Raw genomic sequence first — 15,426 nt, 5'->3', positions numbered from 1 at the left:
CAGTTAAATAAAAATAGACAGATTGTGGGGATTACAAAACATTAGCAAGATGCTAATATTTATGATTGATTGTATAAAAAGAGTTTTTGTTAATTAATATATGCTGAAATACTAACCAGCAAAAAAATAAAACCTAAAAATGGTAAAAAAGTAAGCGGTTGCTTAACTTGAGAATAGCTAAGCGATCGCATCAAAAGTTTGCTGTAGAAATTTGCTGATGATTATATAAGTTTCTATGTTCCCTGATCATACTTCAATATGAGATATCAAGTAGGGGGTAGCCTCCACAGCAATGATCCCACATATATTGTTCGTCAAGCAGATGAACAACTTTATGCCAGCTTGAAAGCAGGGGATTTTTGCTACATCTTAAACTCTCGGCAGATGGGTAAATCATCGCTACTACAACGTACCAGTTATCGTCTTAAAGAAGAAGGCTATAGCTGTGCTTATTTGGATATGACGCGATTGGGTAGTGAGGATACTACACCAGAACAATGGTACAAAGGCATTATTATCAGCTTATTTCATAGCTTGAATCTGGCAGAACACGTTAACTTTAAAAATTGGTGGGAGATGCAAGCAGGTATTTCCTGTGTGCAAAAACTCAACCAGTTTGTAGAGGAGGTTTTACTGCCAAATACTCAAAGCAAATCTGTGCAAAATGGTAAAGCCAATCGTATTTTCATTTTGATTGATGAAATTGATAGTTTGTTGAGTTTGACTTTTCCAGTCAACGATTTTTTCGCTTGGATTCGTTATTGCTATAATCAACAAGCATCCGACTCAAATTTTCAACGCTTGGGATTTGCCCTGTTTGGGGTAGCCAGTCCCTCTGATTTAATTGCTGACAAACGCCGCACGTCTTTTAATATTGGTACAGCAATTGAGTTACAAGGCTTTCAATTGCATGAAGCCAGACCATTGCTCCAAGGGTTAGAAGGATTAATCAGCCACAGCGAAGCAGTACTGCAGGAGATTCTCTACTGGACAGGAGGGCAACCATTTCTGACTCAAAAACTCTGTCAGTTGGTTGTGCGAACTGCGTTAAAGACATCTGAGAGAAGAATTGATTTACCGCCCGAAATCATAGCATTTTGGTTAGAACAACTGGTAAGGTCGCAAATTGTCCAACATTGGGAAGCAAAAGACGATCCGGAACATCTGCGGACAATTCGCGATCGCCTACTTTTTCACGAACAGCGAGCAGGGCGGTTGTTGGGTATTTATCAACAGGTATTGCAAGCCGAGGAAGAACAGGACGCGGGGATGGGGGGACGCGGTGAGACAGCGCTGCGGGAGGGTTTCCCTCCGCAGGCGACTGCGAATCCGAAGGGGGACGCGGGGAGGGAATATATTGACGACTCTTTGCGTCTTATTTCTCTTGTGCCGACTGATGATAGTCAAGAACAAACAGAACTGTTGTTATCTGGTTTAGTCGAGAAACACAACGGCTATCTCAAAATTAAAAATCCAATCTATCGGTGTGTTTTTAATGCTGCATGGGTGATCAGACAGTTAGATAATCTCCGTCCTTACTCCCAAACATTCAATGCTTGGGTAACATCCGGCTACAAGGATGAATCACGTCTATTGCGAGGACAGGCTCTAAAAGACACCCTCAATTGGGTGCAGGGCAAAAGTCTGAGCGATTTAGATTATAAATTTTTAGCTGCTAGTCAAGAATGCGACAGGTGCGAAGTCCAAACGGCATTAGAAGCAGCACGGACGAAAGAGGTAGAAGCAAGATTAGAACAAGAGCAAAAAACTGCTAATTTGCAAAGATTTTTGTTAATTACGGTGTGTATAGGCTTGTTTATCTATGGCGCGTTAGGGCTGGGAAGTTTCATTTTGTACCGCCAAGCTCTCAAAAGCGAAAGTCAAGCTAGAAGCAGTGAAATTCGAGCGCTTGTATCTTCTTCTGTGGGACTGTTTGCCTCAAATCGTAGATTAGATGCTCTGATAGAAGCAATCAAAGCCAAAAAAAAACTGCAAAAATTAGGTAAATCAAATACAAATATTGAGCAGCAAGTAGATGATGCATTACGGCAAGCGGTTTATGGAGCAGATGAATACAACCGTTTTTTGGCCCACACAGCAGCGGTTCTTGCAGTAGATGTCAGTCCTGATAGTTCTTTAATTGCTTCAGCCAGTGTAGATAAAACAATCAAGCTTTGGCGGCGTGATGGTACAGAAGTGGCAACTCTTAAAGGTCATACTGCAACTGTCAGAGCAATAGATTTTAGCTCTGATGGTCAGACACTCGCTTCAGCTAGTGAAGATGGTACCATTAAACTCTGGAAGCCGGATGGCACTTTACTCAATACTTTTAAAGGTCATATTGGTTCGATTTGGGGAGTGGCGTTTAGTCCCGATAGTCAATTCCTAGCCTCTGCTAGTTTCGACACAACCGTGAAACTTTGGAAGCGAGACGGCACCTTGCTTAACACGTTTCAAGGTTACAAAATGGGTTTTTTGGGAGTGGCGTTTAGTCCCGATGGTCAAATCGTTGCTGCCACAAGTGTAGATAGAACAGTAAAAATGTGGAGGCGAAACGGTTCACAGTGGAGAAATGCCAAAACCCTGCAACCTCTTTTAGGTCATACCGCTTGGGCTATAGGAATAGCTTTTAGTCCTGATGGCAAGACCATTGCCTCATCGAGTGAAGACAAAACCATCAAACTTTGGCAACGAAATAGTACAGATGGAAACTACTACTTAAATAAAACTCTTAAAGGTCACAGTGCCGGAGTTTGGGGAGTTGCTTTTAGTCCCGATGGCCAGACTATTGCCTCTGCCAGTCTCGACAAAACTATTAAACTTTGGCATATTGATGGTACAGAACTGAGGACGCTTAGAGGACACAGTGCCTCAGTTTGGGGAGTGACTTTTAGCCCTGACAGTAGCTTTATTGCTTCGACGGGTGCAGAAAACGTTGTGAGACTTTGGCGGAGTGAGAACCCATTCCAGAAAAGTATTATTGCTCATAAGTCTGGGATTTGGTCACTAGCTATCACCTCCGACAGTTCAACAATTGCTACAGCCGGTCACGACAACACTGCTAAATTGTGGAGTCGCCAAGGTAAATTGCTCAAAACTTTTACTGAATCTGGGGGTGCAATCTTTGAGGTTTCATTAAGTGGCGATGGCAAGTTAATTGCCCTTCGTACTTATGCTGATATAGTTAAACTTAAGCGGCGAGATGGTGTTAATGTCGCTACTTACAAAGATCCTCTTGGTAAACTCTTAGCAGCAGTGCTGAGTCCCAACGGGCAAGCGATCGCTATGGCAAATGTTGATAATATTGTCCAAATATGGCGACGCAATCAATCTAAACCGCAGGTTATCAAAGGACATCAGGCGGAAGTTTGGCATGTTGCATTTAGTCCAGATAGTCGGCTTGTGGCCTCAGTCAGTGGCGATAATACTGCTAAATTGTGGACACTTGATGGTGAGTTGTTAACAACTCTGGTAGGACACTCAGCGACAATATGGAGAGCGGTCTTTAGCCAAGATGGTCAAATGCTAGCCACTGGCAGTGGAGACAACACCGTTAAGCTGTGGGCGGTTAATGGTGAGCCAGCGCTGTTCGCGCAGCGTCTTGGCCAAAAGAAGGAGGGTATCTCTTTGCAGGCGGCTGGCGCTCGCGTTCGCGTAGCGTCTTTGAAGGATTCACCCCGAAGGGGTAAATTACTCAAAACATTCAAAGGTCACACAGCAGCGATTTGGGGAGTGGCATTCACCCCCGATGGCAAAATAGTTGCTTCTGGTAGCGTGGATGCTAGCGTCAAACTTTGGAAATTGGATGGTACGGAAATAACTACCCTCAGAGAACATACCGCAGCAATTAGGTATATTGCTATCAGTCAAGATGGGACTTTGCTAGTTTCTGGGGGTGATGATAACACGCTGATTTTATGGAACTTGCAGCGAATTCTCAATTTAGATGCAATGGGTTATGGTTGCGCTCTGGTAAAGGATTATTTGAAAACTAATACAGTATTAGAACAGAGCGATCGCTCCCTGTGCAATTATTCTTAATTTTCAGGATTAATACCATTTCACTTTAATTAAAGATACAAATACGTGGATAGGGGTTTAGCAATGCTAAACCCCTACGAAAGATTTATGTGTATGAGGATTTTCGTGAATTGGTATAACAGTCAATGTTCATCATGAGTGACTAGGCGACTTTAACCAGACGATTCAAGAAATATTGTCGTCTGTAATTTGCTTTTTAATCGAATCAACTTCTCCAGCTAATTCTTGGCGAGTGGAAGCTTTCAGGAAGTAGCGGAAAATAAACCAAATGACGTAACTAACTCCTATTAGCTGAAAAATTGGAGAGACTAAGGGGATATCATTAATGGCATCGACTATCGCTAGTAAGATCTTGAGTGAAGTAACTAACACCACAAGTAAGCCAAAGCTAATAATCGGTAGTTTGTATTCTTCGTAAAATCTCACTATGTATCCCGGTAATTTTTCTGAAAATTCAGAAACTTTTCTCCCGATTTCTGAGGCTTGTTGATTAAATTGATTATTGTTTGTCACCTTTGATAAATTTCCTGTTTCGGAATTTTTAATTGTTGTCATATCATCCGTTGGGCTAACATTAGCGTATTCTGGTTGTTGTACTTCGCTTTCCATGGCTTTGTTAGAAGAGATTGTTTTTGTGATACTGTAACACTACCATTGCCACATTTTAAAAACTACTTTTCATCAATCGCTTGGAATAAGTTTTGTCTATCTTAAGAATTATGATCTTTTTTATATAAAAGTTACAAAAACTTTCTTAAAATTAAGAGACTTCTTGCATAAATACTTGAACCGTCAGAGACTCAAGTCTCAGCCTAATAGCAAAAGTCCGTTGAAACGGACTAAAAATACTGTTATTAGTCGGTTGAAACCGACTTGAGTTATCAGCCAGAAAATTTATTTTCTGGCGAGTATCCGACTTTTGCAAGAGGTCTAAGGAATATAGCGATTTCAGTTGTGTTGAAAAATGTCTAAATATTTATGCTGAGGTACTCATTACTAAATTAAATGAGAATAATAGCAATATTTTTACAGCGAGGTTTTTATTAAGAGAAATTAATATATCAGAATGATGACTAAACAGAATTTTTTGTTGCGTCTCTAAATCGTTGCGGTCAAATTCTTAACTTGCTTAAGAACTCGAAACACTTTATGCAAGTCTCGATTATCCAGTGGGAAAAACAGAGAGTAAAGCTGAGAAGAACCATACTCAGGTTGCGGCATGACGTTGACTTTGAGAAAAATAAACTCATCTCCATTGCTGACCATACCATATAGCGATCGCGTTGGGTTAGGATTGCACATCATATATGCCAACGCTTGCGGCACTGCCAAGGAAACCATAATCGTGCGTTTTGCTTCCACCACCAGCACCCAGAACTGATCTTGAATAATCAGGGTGTCGATGCGTCCGCGCAAAATCTCCTCATCACCTTCGAGCTCATACTGAACCGATTTCTCTGTGCGAATGTTGAAGTCTGGTTCGTAAAAGCCAGCTAAATCCAACAGAGGAGAGATCAAAAGCTTATCTACAGCCCCTTCTGAGATTGTGCCACGTCTTCGATGAGCCGCAAATCGCTGATGCAAATGGTTTAAAGCCTCTACTTCCTGCGGTGTGAGTTCAGGTAAGTTCTGACACCACTCTGGGAAAAATGAGGGATCAGAATTTGGGTTAAGATTAAACCTGTCCTCGACATCAGCAGTTGTCAGAATTGTTTTGGAAATAGGGGATATGCTAGTCATAGTATTGGCTATTCTCTAATTACATTATCGCGGACGATTTTAGCTCAGGGGATAGGGGAAAGGAATAGAAAAGAAAAAAATTGGGCGTTGCTGAATAATGGGATGATTGAGGTTGACGCGGGGACACCGAGACGCGGGGACACCGAGACGCGGATACTGTTGGCGAAAGTGTTACAAACGCATAAACAAAAGTGTTACAACTAAAAGCTGCAACCGCAGATTGAAGGTTTGAGCTTACATAATACTTTCAAATACAAATATGTATTACATTCGCCAACGGTATCAGACGCGGGGACGCGGGGATCATGTACTGATGCAAACTCTCAAATAATCCCGCAATTATGCAACACCAAAAATTGCAACTATTGCTGTTGGGGAATAGTAATGACAAACTCAGCTCCTGCCCCAGGTGCAGAAATACACTGGAATTGTCCGCGATGATTTTTCACCACAATTTGATAGCTAATTGATAATCCCATGCCAGTGCCTTTACCGACAGATTTTGTAGTAAAGAAAGGGTCAAATAAGCGCTTATGTACTTCCTCTGTTATTCCTGGGCCATTGTCGGCAATGCGAATAATTATGCTGTTGTCTTGAGCGAGGGTGCGAATGTAAATTGTGGGAATGGGCAATTGATTATTCTCCCTCATCCCCCTCATCTCCCTCATCCCCCTCATCCCTCCCACTTCCTCAATCCCTAATCCCTCTTCTAAAGCATCGATCGCATTTGTTAACAGGTTCATAAATACCTGATTCATCTGTCCAGCATGACAGATGACTGGTGGCAAATCACCGTACTCGCAGATGATTTGAATTTTTGGATATTCTGGTTTATTTTTTAGGCGACTTTGTAACAGTAATAGAGTATTATTTATACCATCATGGATATCTGCTGGCTTCATGCCGTCTTCGTCTGTGCGAGAGAAGTTGCGTAAAGATAAAACTATCTGCCGAATTCGTTCGGCTCCTATATCCATGGAATTGATGATTTTGGGTAAGTCTTGGCTGATAAAATCTAAATCCATCACCTGAATTTCTTTTTCAATTTCTGGTGCAGGTGGATGGTAGTGCTGTTGATAAAGTTCTACCAAGTGCAGCAAACTCTTGATATATGCACTGGCGTGGCTGATGTTACCGTAGATGAAATTGATGGGATTATTGATTTCATGGGCAATACCTGCCACTAGCTGTCCTAAACTGGACATTTTTTCGGTTTGAATCAGCTGCGCTTGAGTTTGTTGCAGTTCTCGCAGCGTCTCTTGTAGTTGCTGGGCTTTTTTGCGGAGGGCGTTTTCTGTCCCCTGGCGCTGTAGTTCTGCTGCGGCTCGTGCTGCAAAAATAGCGATGATCGCTTTGGCTCGTTCTGGCTGTAATATTGGTTTGGTATCCAATACACAAAGATATCCTATTGGGGTGGCGAATGTATCGACAAGGGGCGCTCCCAAATAGCTTTCGACATCTAGCAATCGTAACTCTTCATCTTGGGGAAATAGTTGCTGCACGCCACTGGTGTAGCAACTCATGCCTTTTGTGAGTACAACTTCACAAGGGGTGTTGGCTAAATTGTACTCGAAGTTTTCTGTGAGGCGATCGCCTATCCAAAATGAGATGACTCTCGCTTTAGTGGAATCTTCTGCTACGCATTCTGCCAACACAACATAACGAACTCCCAAAGCAGCTGCTAAATGACGCACCAGAGCGGGGAAAAATTCTTCGCCTGTCACCGCAGCTGTTCCCGCCACTAAGGCTTGCAAAGCTTCTTCCGCTTGTTTGCGTTCTGTGATGTCTCTATCAACACCGCGATAACCCAAAAAATTGCCTGATGCATCAAAGAAAGGGACGCCATTAGTTTCTAAAATAACTAAGTGCCCGTGCTTGTGGAGATTTTTGTTTTCGAGATTAATTAAAGGCTGTTTGGAGTCAGCCATCACCCGGAAAATTTCTCTGACTCGGTTTGCTTCTGCTAGTGGCATTAAGTCGAAGGGGGTTTTGCCTAATACTTCTTGTGGTTCGTATCCCAAAATTTCCCGGATTTTTTGGCTAACGTAAGTGTAGACTCCCTGATGATCTATTTCCCACACACCATCGTTAGTTGTTTCCACAAGATGGCGAAAACGCGCTTCACTCTTTGCTAATGCTTCCTCGGTTTGTTTACGCTTGATGCCAATAGCAATTTCATCAGCCACAATAGCGAGTACTTTGAAAGTAGATTCTGTGAGTTCTTGGCGAGAAAACATCGCGATTACGCCTAGTGTTTCGCCTTCCACAATCAAAGGATAACCAGCAAAGGCAACCATACCCTCACGTTCTGCCCACTCTTTATTACTTATCCCTGGATCGGTTTTTACGGAGTTGGTGAGGTGAGGCTTGCCTTCTTGGGCTATCAAACCAATCTTAAATTGACCAACTGGCACTCGTCTATGAGGGCCATCTATGTGAGTATACATACCAGAACTGACTTGCAGTTCTAGTACATTTTCCTGTTTATTTAATGTCCACAGACGAGCAAATGCGACATTGATGTGCTGAACTAGAGCTTCAGTGCAATAGCGCATCATGCACTCTAACGTTTTACTCTGTGCCAAACCAGCGTCTACATCAGCACGAAAATCAGCTAAACGCGCTCGTTCTAATATTTTCTCTTCTGCTTGTTTGCGGGTGGTAATGTCGTGACAAATACCAACTAAATACAAAAAACTATCATTGGCGTCTTTAATTGTAGATGCATTGCTTGTGTGCCATCGCCAACTACCATCTTTGTGTTTAACTCGATATTCAATCGGGTCTTGTTTTTTAGCTGTTGTCAAAGCTATTTTGATATATTCTGTACAGATTGAGGTATCGTGAGGATGTATGAAGAGAATGAAAGGTTTACCTATAATTTCTGACAATTCATGTCCTAAGATGTCAGTCCAATTGGGAGAGATGTAGGAAAATATGCCTTGGCGTGTTAGTGCAAATATAATATTATTTGTATTTTCGACAATCGTGCGAAAATCGATGTTGCTATCGATAATTTTTGGGACTTGATTTACCGCTTGTGCGAAGTTGTGATCGTTGACATGCATTAATGTAGCGCTCGTCTCTACTGTTTTACTGATTTTGTGAATTTGGTTAATAGAGTTCTGCACCTTTTGAATAAATAAGAGAAATCCGAAGAAGATAAAATATTTACTCTGGAAATCTGGGTCATTTTGTAAACGAACCGCCAAAACGCCAAGTTGGCCAAGAAAATAGATGGATAGAGAGTCGCATCGATACTTTAGGGTTGTTAAACATTATTGGTGGATTTTTAATTGCAATCATTATTTTATCTAGGAAAAATCCCAACACAAAATAAATATTTATTTCTTTTTTATTTTTTGATCAGATAAAAATAAGATTTTTAAAATAACGCTGGTTAGTAAAAAGCCTCACACTAAAATAACAAATAAATTGAGGTAAATGTCAAACACAATGTTAATGCGCTACAACGATAGCTGTTGATTGCATTTTTTTATGCTATAAAGCTCACAGAAATTGACGTTAGGTGGGGAACTATTCTATGGAACCTGAAAAACTGGAGTGTTTTAAAGATTACGGCGAGTTTATCCTCCAGAAAATAGATTCGGTGCCTCAGAACCCTTCAAAACTAGAAGATTGGATTCCAGCTAGCCTTGACGAATGTCTTGTCCGTCTGCGAGAAGCTGCTCAGAAAACCGTAGAATTTGCTACTTCACCCGTCAAAATCGGTGTTATGGGGGAATTTAGCAGCGGCAAAACTTTACTTTTGGGTAGTTTAATTGGCTATGCAGATGCTTTACCAATTAGTGAAAACCCTACTACAGGTAATGTGACTGCTATTCATATAGTACCGCAGGATGATTTTGTCACAACTCAAGTAGATAGTTTTACTGTAGAGTATCTTTCTCATGAAGGGGTACACGAGTGCTTGTATTTCATGCTAGGGGAGGCTGGTAGAAGAACAACAGCAGCAGGACTTGCACCCATACCGTTTGCACAGCTAAAAACAGGGAGAGATATTATTAACTGGTGTGAAGCAACATGGAGTAGTAGCAATAACTTAGAGTTACGTTATTTGCTCAGGGAACTGGTGTTGTTTCTGCGAGCCTATCATGCTTATGGGGAGGCTATCTGTGGTCAAAGTTACCAGATTGATGCGATCGCAGCTCGTGAGGGTTTACAGTTAACTGAACAGCCTTTAGCGATTCAAGCTCTCAATTTTGAAGATTTACCCCCAGCTCATATTAGACTGCCGAGTTCACCCCAGAAGTTACCAACAAAGTTGTTGCAAAACAGCTTTCCCTTAATTCGCCGTGTCGATATTGAGGTGAAGACATCACGGGAAATTTGGGATGTCGGGGGGGCACAAAGATTTACTCTCTTGGACTTTCCTGGCTTAGGGGCTGCTAATTCTGGTGCTAGGGATACGTTTTTGTCATTGCGGGAATTGGCAGAGGTACAGACGATTCTAGTACTGCTAAATGGCAAAACTCCCGGAAGCGATCGCGCCAATCGCATCTTTACGATGATGCAGCAGCAACGTCCGGGACAAAACCTCAAGGATCTCATTCTCGTCGGTGTGGGTCGCTTTGATCAACTACCTTTAGATAATGAAGGTGGCGAAAGAGAACTTGACTCGCTAATTACAGATCATGCCACTGATCCTGATTTGCAAGAAGCAACCGTTTTCCAAAAACTTAAAGTTTTGCAAACGATTATTGATGGTGCAGAAGCATTTACTACTCAAAAAGACCGAATTGTATTACTATCGCCACTTTTAGGACTAGCGGAATTAGCCAAACGTTCTACTACAGTTAAAGCCGGTTCACCAGAATTTCTGGCTAATTTGGATTATCCTAATTACCTGGAACAATCCAAACGTTTGCAACAGAAATGGGCACGTTTAAGCGAAATATTGCTAGAGTCTAATACACGCAGCTATTTGGGTAGACAGTTAGGTTACTTTGCTCAAGATGGGGGTATTAGCAAACTGCGAGAATTGATTCAAACCCACGTAGCCACTCATGGATTAAAGCAATTATATGCAGATACTCAAAGAGCTGCTAATGTGGTGCGTCAACAACAAGATAACTTGAAAAATATCATCGAAGAAATTCATCAACAAGGTATACCAACAACAGACAGCCCTGCTTTTAATGAGCTAAATTCGACAATTGAAAGTTTAGATAAAACCTATAGAAACTTTCAGAAAAACTTAAGTAAAGAACCACTAAAAGACAAACGTGGTATTGTCGTCAGCGATGTGATCAAAGACGAACTCACCTTTAGAATCCTGAGTTGGAGTCAGTGGACTTTACTTTTCAATAAAGTGAATAATGGTGCGATCGCCCTGACAGAATCTAAAGGCGCAGCGGGTAAGTTATTTGATCGAGGCAATCGCATCAATAATTCCTTACCGACTAAAAGTGATGATTTTTATCCAGCATTTGAAAAAACCATTCAGGAACTAGAAGATTTTGCCCGCGATCGCATTCGGCAAGCAGTCATGGACTTGTTAGACAGATTATCCAATCAGATATCTCAAGAACGCGATCATTTGCTGTCAATTCTCCATCCCCAGATGGAACAAGAAATCGAAGCCAAATTCGGCGTAGAAGAAGCTGATTTATTCTACAAACTATTTTTAGGATGTGATCCGAATAAATGGCAAGAAGCAATCATCTCCGAAATGAGTCATAATGAGCAAGCGATCGCACCAGAAATCATCTTTCCTTTAGCGCTGCAAGATGAAAAACATCACATCGGGCAAATTTTTGACTGGGCACCAGAAAAAAATCAAAACTTACCCAAATCTACCAATCATCAACTGCTAGTACTGCGACTGCGAGATGAAATAATTACTAGCGGTAGTCTACATCTTGTACAGTATGTGAGCGAGATTAATCAACAAGTAAATGCGGAATTAGAAGGCATTTTAGATCAAATTATTCCCAGTCTGCAAAACCTTTCTAAAAAAGAAGCACTGCTAAGATACCTATCAGCACAAGAATCATCTCCTGAAGTAGAAGTTCCTAGTTGGTTGCAGGTACTTGTAGAAGTTGCTAATTATCAATAGTTATTTGTTACTTATCATTTGTCATTTGTCATTTGTAACTGTTCAATTCCCCACTCCCAATTCCCCACTCCCCATTACAAAGGATAATATGAAATGCCTGTGGAAATTCAGCTTGCACGTCGGTTTCAACTTTATGTTAAAGAAAATCAAGAGTTAGAACTTCCTGCTATTCAAATTTTTGCTTCTGGTAGCAATGTACCTCATGTTTCGCGCATTACTTGTTCTGTGAGAGGCACACCTAAAGAATTAGCAGCACAAATTCAAAAATCGTATAAACAATTTCAATCTGCTACACCAGCGAAAATCTCTACCCAAGGACAATTAGGAAAACACATTTGTAAATTAGAACAACCTTTAACCCAACCAATCAATTGCACTTTACAGGTAATTGTCGAGTATTTTGATTCTGACACTACCGGACACCCAATGCTGTCGGTGCGAAAACATATAGAGGCTTTTTGTTATCTGTGGTTTCTACCAAATTTTGAGCAGCCACCAATTAAGCAAACAACAGAAATGGATACTGTCATGAACCCTTTCAAACTAAATGACGATAGTAAACAACCAAATGAAAAACCTAGACAAAAATTTCCAGGATGGTTTGCTTTAGATTTTGGCACCTCGAATTCCACAGTGACATTGTTTGATCCGATTGAAGTTCCCATCGCCGAAATTTTGCCCAAAGAACAAGAAAAACGGTTGCGCGAACGCTTGGTGCAATGGCTGAGTTCTCCTGTATCTGTGGCTTTACCAGATGTTAGTATTGCAGAGTGGGAAAAATTTATCGCTGATATTTGCCGCAATTTAGAAATCCAACCAACACAGTTAATTGAAGTCTTTGAAGGCGATAATAAAGAGCAATTCCTAGAAGCGATTCGTCAAATAGAACTATGTTTAGGTAACAGTGAAAGATTTCGCCGTGCTGTGAGCAAACAACTTTATCAGATATATCATGAAGTGTTTCGCGTTCCGACTCTAGAATCGCAAAATTTAATTCCAGTTGTGCTGGATATTGATCGCCGCGACACAGAAATCCCTAGCGAGTTGGAAGTTTCTCAATTAACCGCCTTGCAACTACGCATGGGTAGAGAAGCAAGAGATAATAGAAAAAAAGCGATCGCTCAAGGTACAAGCAGTTCTTTAAAAGAAATTATCAGCAAATTTCACCACTCACCCAAACGTTATTTTGGACAAGAGCGAGATTTTCCGATTATTGTAGATGGTAAAGAAGAAACAATCACCGCTAACGAATTAATCCAAGCAGCTTGGGCACATTTAATCGAGTTAACTGAAGACTATCGCCAACGGGCACAACGCAGATTTTCGGAAGGGGATTTCTTAACAGCAGTCGTCACCTATCCCACAGTTGCACCGCCAGTAGTCCGTAAGGAAGTCAAGGAACTAGTTGAACAGTTAGGTATCGATGATGTGCAAACAGCTTACGATGAAGCCGTTTCCGTAGCGATATTCTTTTTGTGGCGAGAATTTGGCGGTAATCTCAACATCGGTATCGAGTCATTCAAAACCCGTTGTCGCCGCGACGGCAACAAATGGTCACAAAACGTTTTAGTATTAGACATTGGCGGTGGCACCACCGACTTAGCCTTAATCGAACTCACCCTAGAAGACAAAACACCCTTCTTTGCCGACTATGAAGATAGAGGTTTAGGAGGGCGCTATTATAAACTCACCCCTAAACTATTAGGTTCATCTGGTCATTTACAATTAGGTGGTGAATTAATCACACTGCGAATTTTCAGATTATTAAAAGTAGCGATCGCTGATTTTCTCTTAACAGCAATCACCGCCGGAGATATCACCAGCGAAAAACTAGAAGACTTAATTAACTCCGAATTAAACGAACGCTTCCTAGAACAAAGTAAATTCAAAAGCGGCAGTCTTTTAAAATGTTTAGATAAGCAGAATCCAGAAGGCGACGTTGCCTATAAAGATGCCTTAGATACCGCCGAAAAAGTCCTACCCACCCGTTGGCAACAAGCACCCCAGCGTTTGCAAACATTCTATAGCCTTTGGGATCATGCAGAAGCAGCCAAACTCAAACTTGGACAGCAGCAACCACCAGCTGCTTCCCCCTTAACCTTCACGCTGACTGAACAGCAAATTTCTGAACTACTGAGTCAAACAGGCGTCAAATTGCAAATCATCAATCCTCATAACATCCACGTTATCTTAGATAGCCAGCAATTTGAACGAGCCGCCACCTCTGCAATCAAAGAGGCCATTGGTATTGCCAAAGGATTGATGCATAGTCGCTTGCGTTCCGACGAACATAACCACAATTCCGGCACACAAAAAGTTGACTGGTTAATCCTATCCGGTAAAACCTGCAACCTCGACATAGTACAGCGCCACATCTACCAAGAATTTAGCAAATCTCCGTATTTTGTTTGGAATCCCGAACGCATCACCTTTGTTTTGGAATTTACCAAACTTGCCACCTCCGCCGGTGCTTGCTACGCCGAGAAACTACGCCGACTGAGATTCGATCCCGAAGAATCCAAAGGACTGCTGCGTAAAGGAGCCAACCAACTAGAAATCGACGTTAAAAACCTATTTTATTACCTACCCTGCAACTTTAAACGTAAAACCCAAAGTAACGAACTCCTGCCAATATTCAAAGCCGGACAAGAACTTTACCAACTCGTACCACAAGAGAGTGTAGCCAAAGTTCGCACCACCTGGCAAGGCATCCAATTAACCAACATCGTCTACCGCCAAGACTACGAAGACGGAGACTTAAGACTTTGGGGTAGCTTCGACGGCAAAAGCCTCATGGAAAAACTGGGGATAGACGAACCAGAATTTCTCAAAAACATCAAAATCCAGTTCGAGATTGACCAGACATTACAGTTTAGCGTCCTACTTTGTCAAGGCAACCCCCACTATTTAATAGATGTCCCTGGTATCGACGTGCGATCAGCAATATCCACAGCCTTAGACACCTTAGAAACACCAACAATATTTACAGATGGTAACTTAACCTGGAACATCGCAGTTGAGCGTCCCCAAAAAGATCTCAACGATGGTGACATAGCCATCAACGTCATCGAATCAGCCACAGTTCACCAACCGGGTGCTTATCACCTAGTATTTGAAGTAGGAAGCGATCGCAAACTCCTGCAAGACTTCCACTACCTCCAAGATGGACAAACCCAACCAGCAACCGGCTTAATCAGTAACCCCCTCCCCCCCTTCCCCCAAACCGGGCAGCACACCTTCTACGTTTACCAAACAGACACCGCAACCAACACCAAAAAATGGATACGAATAGGCGCACTTAGCAAACCAGACATCACCACAGACTACCCCTGCCAATACCGCGTCTCCCTAGACGACAAAGGCATCCTTCGGATGCACGCCGGTGAAGTCCCCTACTGGACATCAAAAAATCCCGAAAGCCTCAAACAACCAGGATGCGTCTTCCAAACCCAACTAGAACTACAACCCAACGAAGTCGATAAAGAACGCGATCCCTTTTGCGGCATCCATTAAAACCTCCCACCACTCACAAACTTACCTCACGCAAAAGCTTTAAAAACCTCTGC

The 15,426-nt window shown here is 41.9% G+C and carries 7 protein-coding genes; 3 read left to right on the top strand and 4 right to left on the bottom strand.

The genetic code is table 11. From position 1 onward, the window contains the following. Positions 1–258: 258 nt before the first annotated feature. Positions 259–4,041, top strand: a complete 3,783-nt coding sequence (locus tag AC5JMF_RS32795; RefSeq protein ID WP_495799885.1) for an AAA-like domain-containing protein — start codon at positions 259–261, stop codon at positions 4,039–4,041. 165 nt (positions 4,042–4,206) lie between these two features. Here the strand turns inward: AC5JMF_RS32795 and AC5JMF_RS32790 are convergent, their stop codons facing one another. From AC5JMF_RS32790 to AC5JMF_RS32775, 4 genes are all read right to left on the bottom strand, one after another. Beyond that, on the bottom strand, positions 4,207–4,650 hold the full coding sequence (locus tag AC5JMF_RS32790; protein ID WP_495799884.1) for a CAAD domain-containing protein: 444 nt from the start codon (positions 4,648–4,650) through the stop codon (positions 4,207–4,209). A gap of 151 nt (positions 4,651–4,801) precedes the next feature. Beyond that, positions 4,802–4,966 carry a hypothetical protein gene (locus AC5JMF_RS32785; RefSeq protein WP_495799883.1) on the bottom strand — a complete coding sequence of 55 codons (165 nt, stop codon included), beginning with the start codon at positions 4,964–4,966 and terminating at the stop codon, positions 4,802–4,804. Positions 4,967–5,139: 173 nt separating this feature from the next. Beyond that, positions 5,140–5,781, bottom strand: coding sequence for a type I restriction endonuclease subunit R (locus AC5JMF_RS32780; protein WP_495799882.1), 642 nt, complete (start codon positions 5,779–5,781; stop codon positions 5,140–5,142). 362 nt (positions 5,782–6,143) lie between these two features. Next, positions 6,144–8,849: a PAS domain S-box protein gene (locus AC5JMF_RS32775; RefSeq protein WP_495799897.1), complete on the bottom strand. Its 2,706-nt coding sequence runs from the start codon at positions 8,847–8,849 to the stop codon at positions 6,144–6,146. Between the two features lie 476 nt (positions 8,850–9,325). Between AC5JMF_RS32775 and AC5JMF_RS32770 the strand changes: the two genes are divergently transcribed. Continuing rightward, a complete protein-coding gene (locus AC5JMF_RS32770) occupies positions 9,326–11,860 on the top strand; it encodes a proteasome protein (RefSeq protein ID WP_495799881.1) in 2,535 nt (844 codons plus the stop codon). A 93-nt stretch (positions 11,861–11,953) separates the two neighbouring features. Then, positions 11,954–15,373 (top strand): molecular chaperone, encoded by a 3,420-nt coding sequence (locus tag AC5JMF_RS32765; protein WP_495799880.1) that lies wholly within the window; start codon positions 11,954–11,956, stop codon positions 15,371–15,373. Positions 15,374–15,426 lie beyond the last annotated feature (53 nt).

The organism is Desmonostoc vinosum (assembly GCF_059505385.1).
This window is presented reverse-complemented; position numbering and strand designations above follow the sequence as displayed.

Bases quoted from the DNA above. Each gene is read 5' to 3' on its own strand.
- AC5JMF_RS32765 (WP_495799880.1), top strand. From the start codon at position 11,954: ATGCCTGTGGAAATTCAGCTTGCACGTCGGTTTCAACTTTATGTTAAA.
- AC5JMF_RS32770 (WP_495799881.1), top strand. From the start codon at position 9,326: ATGGAACCTGAAAAACTGGAGTGTTTTAAAGATTACGGCGAGTTTATC.
- AC5JMF_RS32795 (WP_495799885.1), top strand. From the start codon at position 259: ATGAGATATCAAGTAGGGGGTAGCCTCCACAGCAATGATCCCACATAT.
- AC5JMF_RS32790 (WP_495799884.1), bottom strand. From the start codon at position 4,650: ATGGAAAGCGAAGTACAACAACCAGAATACGCTAATGTTAGCCCAACG.
- AC5JMF_RS32775 (WP_495799897.1), bottom strand. From the start codon at position 8,849: ATGCATGTCAACGATCACAACTTCGCACAAGCGGTAAATCAAGTCCCA.
- AC5JMF_RS32780 (WP_495799882.1), bottom strand. From the start codon at position 5,781: ATGACTAGCATATCCCCTATTTCCAAAACAATTCTGACAACTGCTGAT.